General features: G+C 49.8%; 10 protein-coding genes. 4 read left to right on the top strand and 6 right to left on the bottom strand.

Annotated features, from left to right (window positions below; genetic code table 11):
• Positions 1 to 18: 18 nt before the first annotated feature.
• Together KTO58_RS16620 and KTO58_RS16615 are read right to left on the bottom strand one after the other, a co-directional pair.
• Entirely contained in the window at positions 19 to 729 is a 711-nt protein-coding gene (locus tag KTO58_RS16620) for a LytR/AlgR family response regulator transcription factor (RefSeq protein WP_095838295.1), read from the bottom strand.
• Positions 726 to 1,757, bottom strand: coding sequence for a sensor histidine kinase (locus KTO58_RS16615; RefSeq protein WP_095838296.1), 1,032 nt, complete (start codon positions 1,755 to 1,757; stop codon positions 726 to 728). Before KTO58_RS16615 ends, KTO58_RS16620 begins: the two co-directional genes overlap by 4 nt.
• A 164-nt stretch (positions 1,758 to 1,921) precedes the next feature.
• Between KTO58_RS16615 and KTO58_RS16610 the strand changes: the two genes are divergently transcribed.
• From KTO58_RS16610 to KTO58_RS16595, 4 genes are all read left to right on the top strand, one after another.
• A complete protein-coding gene (locus KTO58_RS16610) occupies positions 1,922 to 2,737 on the top strand; it encodes a DUF3108 domain-containing protein (protein ID WP_157752897.1) in 816 nt (271 codons plus the stop codon).
• 138 nt (positions 2,738 to 2,875) lie between these two features.
• Complete coding sequence (locus tag KTO58_RS16605) at positions 2,876 to 3,466, top strand: RNA polymerase sigma-70 factor (protein ID WP_095838298.1); 591 nt, start codon at positions 2,876 to 2,878, stop codon at positions 3,464 to 3,466.
• A gap of 56 nt (positions 3,467 to 3,522) precedes the next feature.
• Complete coding sequence (locus KTO58_RS16600) at positions 3,523 to 4,542, top strand: FecR family protein (protein ID WP_095838299.1); 1,020 nt, start codon at positions 3,523 to 3,525, stop codon at positions 4,540 to 4,542.
• 77 nt (positions 4,543 to 4,619) lie between these two features.
• The gene (locus tag KTO58_RS16595; protein ID WP_095838300.1) at positions 4,620 to 7,829 is read left to right on the top strand and encodes a TonB-dependent receptor; all 3,210 of its coding nucleotides are present in this window, start codon (positions 4,620 to 4,622) and stop codon (positions 7,827 to 7,829) included.
• 66 nt (positions 7,830 to 7,895) lie between these two features.
• Here KTO58_RS16595 and KTO58_RS16590 read toward each other — a convergent pair whose 3' ends face one another.
• The 4 genes from KTO58_RS16590 to KTO58_RS16575 form a co-directional block, all read right to left on the bottom strand.
• Positions 7,896 to 9,359: a thaumatin family protein gene (locus tag KTO58_RS16590; RefSeq protein ID WP_095838301.1), complete on the bottom strand. Its 1,464-nt coding sequence runs from the start codon at positions 9,357 to 9,359 to the stop codon at positions 7,896 to 7,898.
• Between the two features lie 67 nt (positions 9,360 to 9,426).
• On the bottom strand, positions 9,427 to 10,479 hold the full coding sequence (locus tag KTO58_RS16585) for an ArsO family NAD(P)H-dependent flavin-containing monooxygenase (protein WP_095838302.1): 1,053 nt from the start codon (positions 10,477 to 10,479) through the stop codon (positions 9,427 to 9,429).
• Between the two features lie 8 nt (positions 10,480 to 10,487).
• Positions 10,488 to 11,387, bottom strand: coding sequence for a helix-turn-helix domain-containing protein (locus KTO58_RS16580; RefSeq protein WP_095841530.1), 900 nt, complete (start codon positions 11,385 to 11,387; stop codon positions 10,488 to 10,490).
• 101 nt (positions 11,388 to 11,488) lie between these two features.
• Entirely contained in the window at positions 11,489 to 13,078 is a 1,590-nt protein-coding gene (locus KTO58_RS16575) for a Na+/H+ antiporter (RefSeq protein WP_225859795.1), read from the bottom strand.
• Positions 13,079 to 13,111: the final 33 nt, after the last annotated feature.

Here is a 13,111-nt window from a genome sequence, read left to right as displayed (position 1 = left end):
AGCCGTTAGCGGGTCTTTTTATAATAAACGTTGGCGGATCATTGCCATAAATCCCTCTTTAAACTTCTCGCTTACAGGGAGTTGTTTATTATTAATGTAAATGAGATTATCCTGGAACTTATCCAGCTGGGTAATGTTTACGATATAGGATTGGTGGACGCGTACGAATGGGGGCTGAAGTTGGGCTTCTATGTCTTTCAGGCGGCGGTATACCAGTAGTTGTTCTGTAGCGGTGACGATGCGTACGTATTCTTTTTCTCCTTCAAAATAGAGGATGTCTTCCAGTAGTAGTTTACGGAAGGATTTGCCTGACTTTGCGAAGAAATAGTTTTCCAGCGGAGCGGGGGAGGGTATTGTATTGTTGGTACGGAAGCTGAAGTAGGCGTTAATCTTTTGTGTGGCGCTGATAAAACGTTTGAGGGTGATAGGCTTCAGGAGGTAGTCGATGGTGGTGAAGTTGTAGCTGTCGGCGGCGTGTTCGGCGTAGGCGGTGGTGAATACGATGGCGATATCGGGGGGTAGGAGTGTGGCGAGGTCTATGCCACTGAGTTGTGGCATATTGATATCCAGGAAGAGGAAATCGACCGGATGTTCGCGGAGATATGTCAATGCTTCGAGGGCGTCATAGCATTTATTGGTCAGTTCCCAACTGGTGGTTTGCGTGATGAGCATTTCCAGCAGGTTGACGGCGTTGGGTTCATCATCTACTATGATGCAGCGGAGGTTCATGTCAGTGGTATTTTAAGGAAGGCATGGAATTGCTGCCCGGTGGTATATATCTGCATTTCGTATTGTGTGCCATAGAGTAAGGTAAGTCTTTCCTGCAGATTTTTCAGGCCGAATCCGCCTTTGTGGTAGGTATTGTTTAGGTAGAGGGTATTGTAGGTGTGGAATGTGAGGGTATTGGGAGCTTGTACGAGGGAGATATGGACTTTATTGTCTTGCCTGCTTTTGTCGATACCGTGTTTGAACAGATTTTCCACGAAGGTCATGAGTAGCATAGGTGGGATGCGGGTGGCTGGTTCGCAGGAATATTTGAAGGAGATATCGATGGGGTAGCGGAAGCGGATGCGTTCCAGTGCGATATAATTTTCCAGGAACTGTATTTCTGCATTCAGTGCTACTTTTTCTTTGGGGCTTTCGTCTACGAAGTACCGCATTATTTCGGCCAGCTGTCCGATGAACAGGGCGGTGCGCGGTGCTTCTCGGTAGGCTTCGTAGTATATATTGTTGAGGGTATTAAAGAGAAAGTGGGGTTGTACCTGTGATTTGAGCAGGTTTAGTTCTGCTTTGCTTTTGTCGGCGATGATCTCTTTTGCCTGTTGTTTGAGTTTAAAATAGTCCAGTGCGAGTTTGAATACGAAACTGAGGAGGAAAAGCAGGAAGGTGCCGGTCGTTAAGTAGGTGAATGTGCGAAAGGAGAGGGTGGAGGACATATCTCCCGGGAAGAGGGTATCGTATATCCAGGTGATGGTTAAGGTTCGGAAGCCGCCTATTACCAGTATAAATAGCGGGGAAACGAGTATATATATGAGGCGATGTCCTTTATTATAGAGTTTGGGTAGGAGGAGGAAGATATTGCCGTAGACGGTCATGGCGTATGCGATGGTATTGATTGCTGCAAATATTGCAGCTTTGGGCCATCCATCCATTGGCAGGATAGCGCCGAAGTTGACGGCCAGCACGAACAGCCATAGTAGCCATTGTATCTTTACCGGGCTTATGTTTTCTTTTCCCACATGCATGGTTCCAAACATACAAAGTTTTTATCTACTACCTGATCTTTTCAACCATTGGGGGGATCTTTTCAACCATTCCATTAAAATCATTGCTCTCAGGGGATATTGAAAATATGGAGCTGACGGTTGAAATGTTCGTGTAATGTGGGGCGTGTGGATGAATTTTAGAAAAAATTCAACTTATGAGAGTAAAAAAAGCGCACCGCTTTCCACCTGCTGCCACAATGAGTATATTACTAATGATAGTGATCGCCGGGATATGTGGCCGGTCTTACGGGCAAGCTGATACGGTGAGGCCTGGCAGCGGGCATTTACGTACTGCTTGGTTGAAGCCGGGCGCCAAGCAGTACCTGGTATACTTCCAACGGCCGGGATCGTCCCAGCAATTGCATCTGAGCTTGTGGTTGCGAAACAGTAGTATTGTTGCGCAACAAGGCAAGCGGTTATATGTGATGCAGCAGTACTGGTACGGCAATGATACCAGTGGTTACCGGGCTTATACCTCCTACAACCGGATGGATGATTTTTCGCCTGTGTATCATAGTGAGCGTAATACCAGGGGAGTTGCTGCGTACAACTGGAGCTGGCAAGGTATACAAGGAGCGGATACGGTTGCTGCGAACACGAGGGCTTCTTTTCATTTATCATTCGATCTTCCTAACTATAACTGGAACCTGGATATAGAGACCTTTGAAATGTTGCCTTTGGCTGCGGGGAAACGATTTGCCATTCGTTTTTATGATGCGGGTCTTGACGTGCCTAAGTATATTTTATACGAGGTGACGGGTAGTGAGCGGTTGATCACATTTGATAGCAGGGCAGAGGACTGCTGGATATTGCTGACGGAGAGCGAGTTTCAGGGTAAGAAGGCTACGCAGCGGTTTTGGATCAGTAAGCGTTCGCATGAGTTCCTGAAGGAAGAGGATAGTTTTAATGGTATCTATCGTTATAAGGTGAAGTTGCCATCATTGGCGCCTGATATTTTAAGTCATTTTTAGTGTATTAATATAGGGGAAAGTACGGGTACAGCCTTCTCTTTCGGGAGAAGGCTTTTTGTATTGTTTAATGTTTTGATAACATTACCGTTCCTGATAAGCCGGGTGAAGGTTTATACTTTTGCCAGGTAAACTATTATCATGCAGGGAATCTTTTTTGAGGATGATGTTGCTGCCGCTGCTGCTTTGCAGGAGGGGAGTGTGGCTGCATTAGGGTATCTGTATGAGAAGTATTTTCACCTGGTGTATCGTTTTTTGTATCCTTATTGCCGTGATCAGCAGCTGGTGGAGGAGATCACGCAGGATGCGTTTGTACGGCTCTGGGAAAAGAGGTCAAAGATCAACCCCGAACTGAATTGTAAGAACCTTTTATTTACGATAGCCCGTAATTTGCTCACGGACTATCTGCGTAGTGCGCGGCATAGTGCCAGTACGTCCACCACCTCGGACCTCCCTGTTGAGCCGGCGACGGATACGACCTACCAGGATATACTGCTGGCGGACCTGCAGAAGCAGGCTGCTCTTGCGGTAACACGGTTGCCCGATCGTAGCCGGCAGGTGTATACGATGAGCCGTATGCATCATCTTTCACATAAAGAAATTGCCACCTCGTTAAACATTTCCATTAAGGCGGTAGAAAAGCATTTGTCTGTGGCTTTAAAGTATTTAAGAGCGTATTGTAGCGAACACTTGTTAGAGATCGCCATTGTTACCGGAATATTAAGTCTTTAAAAAATCTGTTTTTCGGGGTAGGGTAGCATTTAGTGCTAATCGTATAACTATTGTATATGGTACAATCACCTTTTGACAGCGAGATGCTGGATCGTTTTTTTAGTGGGACCAGTGCTGCTGAGGAGCATGAGGTGATCCTGCAATGGTTGCAGGGGCTTACGCCTGCGGAGCAGGATAATTTCTTTCAGTATCATTTATCGCGATTGGCGGAGTTGTCTCCTGTTGAAGGGGAAGGGGTACGGCCATCCTTTGCGAAGTTGCGGGCGAAGCTGCAATCAGACCGGCACCGGTCGGAATGGTTTCGCCGGGCAGGTATGGTGGCTGCTGCAGGCCTTATCGGATGGAGTATCTGGTTCATGCCGGTACGGACCGCTCCTGAGAAAAATGGTGTGCAGCCTATCGCCCAACATGTTACTCCTGCTGGCGAACAACTGGTGGTACGCCATAATACGTCGGGGCATCAGCAACGTATTGTATTACCGGATGCATCTGTTGCGTTATTGTCGGCGGATGCCAGTATCCGTTATCCTGCGGCATTTAAACAGGACCGCCGTATTGGGATGAGCGGTACGGTATATTTCGACGTACAGAAAGATCCGCAGCATCCCTTTATTGTGAGGGCAGGTAAGATGGAGACCCGTGTACTGGGGACATCGTTTACCATACAGGCAGGCGAGCGTAGTAAGGAATGGAGTATTGCCGTACATAGCGGTAAAGTGCAGGTAGATGTTGGTCAACAGCCGCCGCTGTTATTGGCAGCGGGAGATAAAGCAGATTATCAAGTAAATGCAGGTACGCTGGTGAAACATACGTCCATAATTAGGCCTAAGACTGTGCCGGCGCCAGTTATCAAGGAGTGGACGGCTATTGCTTTTGACCAGACGCCACTAAAAACGGTAGCGAAAGCGATTGCTGAAAAGTATCAGGTGACAGTGACTATCAGGAACAAGGAACTGGAGGAGCGTCCGGTGAGTTTGTCGATCAAGCAACAAACATTACCTACCTTATTGGAGGAGCTGAAAGCTCGCTTCAACATCAGCTATGAAATAACAGGAGAGCAGGTTATCATCTACTAATCAACAGAAAAAATATTGCAGCAGTACTGCCTGTCGGGGGACGGGTACAGGGACTGTATTATCTAAACTTAAGCCGTATGAAAAAACATTTCCAATTATTGTTCGCACTGCTTTTCAGTATGTCGGTGCTCTTGTTTATGAACGGGCAGGTATCTGCGCAAGGTACAACGACGGCAGCGGTGCAGGGGGTTGTGAAGAACAATCATGATGAGCCGATGCCGGGGGCAAGTGTGACGGTAACTTATGCTGCTACGGGGTCGAGGTACCAGGCAAAAACGTCGGAGAAGGGTACTTTTTATTTACAAAACTTACCGGTAGGAGGACCTTACCGGATAGAGGTGAGTTTTATTGGTTACCGCAATTTTGTGGATGACAAGGTATATCTCTCTCTGGGGCAGGCTTATAACGTGAAGGTATATATGAGTGAGGAGAAGGGGCAGTTGCAGCAGGTGGAGGTAAAAGGTAATCGTCGCAGTTCTCCGCATGATGCTACGAAAACGGGTGCCAGCCAGCAGATATCGCGGTCACAGCTGGATCGTATGCCTACGTTGAACCGATCTCTATCGGACTTTACGCGGTTGGTGCCGCAGTCGAGCGGGCTTTCTTTTGGCGGTCGTAATAACCGGTATAACAATATACAGATCGACGGTTCGCAGAACAATGATATTATGGGATATGGTGTTGGTGGTGGTGTCACTACCGGTGCTCCGGGCGGGCAGGCTGGTACGCAACCGATCAGCCTGGATGCTATTGACGAGATACAGGTGGTGCTGGCGCCCTTCGATGTGAAGCAAGGTAGTTTTACCGGTGCTGGCATCAATGCTGTTACCCGGAGAGGTACGAATACTTTTACGGGCTCTGTGTATGCTTATGGGAAGAACCAGGGGTTGGTGGGGCTGAGCCCGGATAACAACCGGCAGCGTTTCAATACTTTCCAGGACGGGCAGTTGGGGTTTCGCCTGGGAGGGCCTATTATCAAGAATAAACTTTTCTTTTTTGTGAACGGGGAGAGCAGCTATCGTAATGAGCCCTTGTTGTATCGTGCCGGCAGAGGTAAAGGGACTGCTGACGAATCTACTATCTCTTATGCGATGGCGCAGCAGCTGGCGGATACCCTGCGTGCCCGCTTTGGTTATGAACCCGGTAAATTCGAAGATATCAGCAAGGTGACCAGCAGTAATAAGTTCTTTATACGTTTTGATTATGCTATCAATGATCGTAACCGGTTGACATTGCGGCATAATTTTGTGAATGCGCGCCGGGATGATATCACTAATGGTGTGAATGCATTGCGTTTTGAAAACAATAAATATGTGCAGACGAACCGTACGAATGTAACGGTAGCGGAGCTGAACACTTATTTTTCTGATAAGTTATCCAACAACCTGATCATTGGTTATACGAATGTGCGTGATAACCGGGAGATACCCGGTAGTCCGTTTCCGCAGGTGACTATACAAGCCGGTGCGGCGGGTACTATTGCTGTGGGTACGGAAGGTTATTCTCCTTCTGCCAAGCAGCAGCAGGATCTGATACAGCTGACGGATAACCTTTCGTGGCTGAAGGATAAGCATCATTTTACTTTTGGTACGCAGAATGAATTTTTCCGTTTTAACAACCTGTTCCTGCAGAATATCTGGGGTAACTATCAGTATAGCAGTCTGGATGCGTTTTTAAACAACCAGGCACCTACATTGTACCAGCTGACGTATTCTAAGCTGCCTGGTGTGGCGGTGCCTACTTCTGTGTTCCGGTCTTTGCAGTTAGGTTTTTATGCACAGGATGAATATAGTGTGACGGAGGGGTTGAAGGTGACTGCGGGATTGCGGGCGGATATACCGGTGTTCCTGGACAGTCCGCTGGATAATGCGCAGGTGGCTGCGGGCTTTGCGAAGGAAGGTTATCGTACGGGGATGCGTCCGAAGACCCGGGTGTTATTGTCGCCCCGTTTAGGATTTAACTGGGATGTGCGTAAGGACGGTGGTACGATCATACGCGGAGGTACGGGTGTGTTTACTGGCAGGCTGCCTTATGTGTGGTTGGCTAATGCTTACAACAATACCGGTGTGGATCTGGGGCGTATCAATGCAACCGGTGCTGCGACGGCAAATGTGCGATTCAGCGGGGATGTATATAATCAGCCGAAACCTAATGCTATTGCTACATCAGAGATCGACCTGACGGATCCTAATTTCCGGATGCCGCAGGTATGGCGTACGAGTCTGGCTATAGATCAGCGGTTGCCCTGGAATATTACGGGAACGCTGGAGGCGATCTATAGTAAGGACATCAATGCTCCCTATATTCAAGACCTTAACCTGGTGGAGCCGACGGGTAAGCTGGGAGGTGATGGACGTGATTTGTATCCGGCGGGTAATGCGCGGTTACGTTTTCCGGAGTTCACGAATGTATTTATGCTGACGAATACGAATAAAGGGTATCAGTATAGTCTGACTGCGAAGCTGGAGCGGAATGTGGAAAAAGGTGTATCTGCATCGGCAGCCTATACCTATGGACAAGCGAAAGATATTTCGAGTATGAACTCGACGATTGCGTCTACGAATTTCAGGAACAATACTATTGCGAATAATCCGAATCTACCCAGGCTGACTTATTCTGACTGGAACCTGGATCATCGTATTGTGGCGACGGTATCTTACCGTGTTACGTATCTTAAGCACCTGGCTACTACTATTGGCCTGGTGTATAATGGTCAATCGGGTTTGCCTTATACTTACCGGGTGAATTCGGATATTAACGGTGATGGTCAGACGCAGAATGATGCGATGTATATTCCGAAGGATATCAATGACATTGTGCTGGTGCCTAACAACGCGCAGGACAAACGTACGCCGCAGGAGATCTATGAACAGCTGAATAGTTTTGTAGAGCAGGACCCTTATTTGCGTAAGCACCGTGGTGAGTATGCGGAGCGTAATGCGGCACGTACGCCCTGGACGCATATTGTGGACCTGCATCTAGCGCAGGATGTATTATTGAAGTTGGGTAATAAGACGCATGCTTTGCAGGTGGCATTTGATGTGTTCAACTTCACGAATATGCTGAACCGTAACTGGGGGTTGGTGAAGCTGCCTTCGATCACTACTACGCAGTTGCCAGCTACGTTGAGTGGTGCGATATTGATATATAAGGGAATGGAGACACCTGGTACGCCCGGAGGGGTGAGCCGTCCGATGTACAGTTATGTGCCGGTGAACGGGTCGTTTATCAATGCGCCGGTGGAGTCGCGCTGGCGGGGGCAGTTATCTGTGCGGTATAGTTTCTGATCATATCCTATCACCTATAAAAGGCAAGGCCGGTCATAGTAGACCGGCCTTTTGTTGTATGTACCATTACTTGACGAATCTGCCGGTTAGTTTTTTGACTGGGTGGTTGATGATGAGGGTATATATGCCAGGCGGTATGTCTGCGACGTTCAGCGTGTTGTCTTTAATTGTAGCGGTGCGTACTATGTTGCCATTGCTATTCAGTATTTGTGCGGACTGGCCTGACAGGTTGTATTTGCTGCGAACCTGGAGGATGTTGTTGACCGGGTTGGGGTAGAGGGTGAGGTCATTTTTCTCTTCTTTAGCCGGTGTGGATGTTTTACGGGCTGTGTTGTCTGCGGTTTTGCTGGCCGAGAGGGAGGTGATACGGAACCAATTGATGTTCCAGCCCCCTGCTCTGGCAGCGATGCCGATGTCGTAGGTGCCGGCGTTAACGGTTACTTCATGGGAGACGGTGGTCCAGTTATTCCAGCCGCCGGTGGCATTGATGTCGACGTAGCCGAATACGGTTTGTCCGCTGTTGGTTTCGAGGGCGAGCCTGCCACCTCCGTTGAGGCTGGCTACGCGATATTCGACGCTGTACCTGCCTGTTACGGGGAAGTTAATGCCGGTGTAGGCCATCCAGTCGCCAGCTTCGATATATCCAACGGTGACGGCGGGGCCGCCATCATTGGAGTTTTCTTTTACGACGCCGGACATGTAGGTGTAGTTTTCTGCCTCGATGAGCTGGCTGGTGTTGCCCGGGTTGGTGGGGTTGCCGCTGCCATAGAAGATGACCTGGTATTGTGCGCCTTTGCAGGTGTAGGTGCTTTTCTGGTCATCGTAGGCATAGCTGTAGGCATCGGGGCAGGCATTTTTAAATACCTGGGAGTAGTAGAACGGGGGGCATGTCTGTGGGGTGTTGTGAGCGCCGGTGCAGCAGTATTCGGGGGTACCGAAACGTTCGCAGGCGCTGACGCAGGCTACTACTTTTCCATTTTTGATGGATTGGAGGTCGACGGGGCATCCTTTGAGGAGATCTGCGCGGCAGCCGGCGATGCCATCGACGTACTTGTCGGTTTTGGGGCGGGGGACGAAGGTGCCCGGGATGGGTTTGATCTCTACCGGTACGTTGAATCCATCTACGAGGCTGATGTCATAATAATCGAGATCGGCGTGTCCGTTGAAGCGTATTTCTGCGAGGGATACTGCTCTGGCGGTGGCGCCATTGCAAGCCAGTTTGTTGCCGCAGTCGCCTGTTTCGCAAGGACCGATGCCATTGGCGTTGAAATTACAGCCGGTGCGTGCCCAGAACCTGCCTTCCCATCGCAAGGGGAAGTTACTGATGGTACGTTGCTGGTGGGCATCGAGGCGGAATCCTCCGCCTTCTGGGATGATGGGTGTGAGCACATTGTTGTTGATGACGCCACCGAACAGGCCTACCCAGATGGTTTGGTCACTGTTGTTGATGAGGGTAACACTGCGTTGTGCGAGCGCTAGTCCCGGGAGGAACAGGAGGAGAAGGTAAAAAAAGAGGGGTTGCGTTTTCATAGATTTTCATTTGGGAATAAGACAATCCTGCCTGGCTAAACTTTGATATTCCCATGAAAAATTAATGCTAGTGCTGTAAGAAGGCAGTGATCTCTTCTGCGGTGCGTCTGGCGGTGCGGCCTACGCCGATGAGGGTGGCGGAGGCGAAGCCTGTCCAGTTGCCATATCCTACGAGCCATAGGCCAGGGGTATTGGAGGAGCGGGTGCCTTGGGTGGGGATTTGGTTGGCGGTATTGAAGCAGTTCAGTGCGCGGAGGTGATCCAGTGCGGGCCGGAATCCGGTGCAGAAAATGACGACGTCGGCTGCGACCTTGCGGCCATCTTTCCAGGCGATGCCATTTGCATAGAAGTGGTCGAAGGTAGGGAAGGCATTCAGGACATGTCGTTCCCTGGCGGCGATGACGGAGGAAACCATAACGATGTGGCCCAGTTGGGGTGGTATGAAGGTTTGGCCCTGCTGCTGTGCGTGGTATTGTTGTGTGGCTATATCGAACAGGTATCTGCCATCGATATGATCCGGCAGGAAGGATGGTGATTGGCGGGTGACCCAGTGAGTATCTGCGATCTGTGATACATCGGCCAGGATCTGTGCACCTGAGTTGCCTTCTCCCACGATGATGACCCGTTTGCCCTGCCAGGTTTCGGGGGACCGGTAGTCGGCGGAATGGAGGATGATGCCATTAAACCCATCTTTGCCCGGTATATCAGGTATATAAGGAGCTGTATAGCTGCCGGTGGCACTTACTATTGTTCTGGCGTAGAACGGCCCCTGTGTGGTCTGTAATACAAATATTTCCTCCTCTTGTTGTACGCTCTGTACGGTAACTCCTCTTTGTATGGGAAAGCCGTATTTCTGTTCATATTGTTGGAGGTAGGTGATGGTTTCATCTCTGGTGGGGTAGTAGTCGGGACCACCAGGCATCATGGTACCGGGGAGGGAGCTCCATGGAGCCGGGGAGAATAAGCGGAGCGAGTGCCAGGTGTGCTGCCATGCGCCGCCTGTCTGTTCCTCTTTATCCAGCAGGAGGTAGCGGAGGGAGGACCTGCGCAGGTAGTAGGCTACGGCGAGGGCGCTTTGTCCACCGCCTATGATGATCACGTCATACAGCTCCCGGCTCATAGTATTGTTTAGCCTCTGAAGGCAGAGGGGGATAGGTCGGTATGTTTTTTAAAGAAATGGTTGAAGTGAGCGGGTTCTTCGAAGCCCAGGGCATAGCCGATCTCTGATATGTTCCAGTTAGTATGTTTCAGTAATGTTTTGGCTTCGCTGACGAGGCGGTCGAGAATGTGTTCGGTGGTGGTTTTGCCGGTGGTGAGCCTGATAGCGCGATTGAGGTGATTGGTATGTACGGACAGCTGAGCGGCGAAGTCCCTCGCGGATCTCAAAGAGAAACGCTGGGAGGGGGACTCTATGGGAAATTGTCTTTCCAGCAGTTCGGTAAAGATGGATGTGATGCGGGCATTGGCATCCACGTGCTGGTAGAGTGTTTCCGTCGGCTGCATTTTCAGTGCGTAGTGTACCATCTCCATGATGTAGTTGCGGATCAGGTCATACTTGTATACATAATCTGAGTTGATCTCTTCCATCATTTTTTCGAAGATCTGCAGGATGAATTTCTCCTGTGTTTTGTTGAGCTGGTAGCTGGGCTTATTGCCCGGAACAAACATGGGGAGGTCTTTGATCCCGCCTCTTATCTGGCTGGTGATGAAAGACTCTTTGAAGATGCAGAAGTAGCCGGTGGTATCTTCCGTTTGTTGTTCAAACTGGTAGGGTACCTGTGGATTAAAGAATAGCAGGGAGGTGCCGGATACTTCCAGGCTTTTGTCTGCGTAGTGATATACGTGTTTCCCTTTTACGATGGTAATTTTGTAGAAGTCTCTGCGGCTGTACTGTACTGGTGCTTTACCAGGTCCCAGGCAATCCTCCATCCGGAATACATTGAAATGACCGATGTCTTGTTTTAAATTTTCCGGCATCCAGTTGAACTTCTTCATGTAGAAATCTTCCAGGGTCTCTGTTTTTGCCATATATAGAAAATTAAGCGGATAAGTGACCTCAAAGGTACGGAACAGAACACCCTGTGCCGTTATCTTTTTCAAACAGGTACTTGCAAAATTCAAACAATTGGTCACGCATCTTGTTCATAGCGAAGTCTCAATTTTTCTTCTTCGAGGTCTAATAGTTCCTGGTATTTTCGGATGAGGCCGTCGTCGGTATCGGTCCCATTGTTCAATTCTTCGAGCCAGTTGCGCTGTTGTTCGAGCAGTTGCAGCTGCAGGCGGTAGTGGACGGGTCCTTCGGTGTGTTCGGGAGGGCTGGTCAAGGTTTCTTCCGACTTGTATTTTTCGCGTAGCAGTTGCAGGATGCTGTCGTGGTTGACAGTATCGCCATGTTCGCCATCGAGGAAGGCGAGGCTTTTTTGTCCCAGTATTTTTCGCAGGCGGATTTCTTGTTCGGGCAGTGGGAGGCTATGGTCGGGATCTTCCATATTGATCCATTTGATGACCAGAGGCAGGGTCAGGCCTTGTAAGATGAGGGTGACCAGTATGACGGAAAAGGTGATGAAGAGGATGAGATTACGCTGAGGAAAGGGGGTGCCATTGTTGAGGTGGTATGGGATGGACAAGGCGGCGGCGAGGGATACCACTCCCCGCATGCCTGTCCAGCCAAGGATCATAGGGCCCTTCCAGCCTGGGTGGGCGTCGGCGGTGGTGATGTAGCGGCTGATGAAGACGGTAAATGCGGAGGCGCCCAGTGTGGATAACAGGCGTCCGGCGATGAGTACCAATGATATCAGCAAGCTATAGCCGATGGCAGCTTTCAGGCTGACTGTTCCCAGTTCTTTGACGACGACGGGCAGTTCCAGTCCTATCAGCATAAAAACGAGTCCGTTGAGAACGAAGCCGAGCGAGGACCATACGGTAGAGCCACGCAGGCGGCTGCTATGAGAGAGGAAGCGTCTGCTCCGGTAGGACAGGAAGAGGCCTCCGCTCACGACGGCAAGTACGCCAGAGAAATGGAACCATTCTGCTGTCAGGTACATGACATAGGGCGTGGTGAGGGTGAGGACAATATCGATATTGACATTGGTGGGCAGTCGTTTGTGCAGCTGGTAGTAGCCGATGGCGATCAGCAGGCCGGTAGCTACGCCCATGACTATTACGACCACGAAACTCAGGGCAGCCTGGTGAAACACAAATCTGCCGGTATCTACGGCGATGAGGGCGAACCGGAAGATGATCAAGCTAGCTGCGTCATTGAGGAGGCTTTCTCCCTCTAGTATAGAGGTGAGTCTTCTGGGTACTTTAATATACTTCAGGATGGCGGAGGCTGATACGGCATCTGGCGGGGACACGATACCACCCAGCAGGAATCCCAATGCCATGGTAAAACCGGGGATGAAGGTACTGGATATCAAAGCAACGACGAAGGAGGTAATGATCACTATGAGGAAAGCGAAGCTGCCGATGACCCGTCGCCATTTCCAGAGGTCTTTCCAGGAGGTATACCAGGCTGCTTCATAGAGCAGGGGCGGTAAAAAAAGTACAAATATGAGCTCCGGGTCGATGCTGATCTCAGGAATTGCCGGGACGAGGCTTAGGAAGAGACCACCGAGCACGAGTATGACCGGATAAGCAACCCGAAGGCGCTGGGCCAGCATGATCAATAATAAGATGATGACAATCAGTAAAATGTAGACTTTAAAAGTGCCTTCCATGGACAATTTTTAGATAGAATGGTAATAAAAGAA

Origin of the sequence: Chitinophaga pendula (assembly GCF_020386615.1) — a bacterium.
GTDB classification, from domain to species: Bacteria; Bacteroidota; Bacteroidia; order Chitinophagales; family Chitinophagaceae; genus Chitinophaga; species Chitinophaga pendula.
The sequence above is the reverse complement of the archived record's forward strand: the minus strand, read 5'-3'. Positions and strand labels throughout refer to the sequence as shown.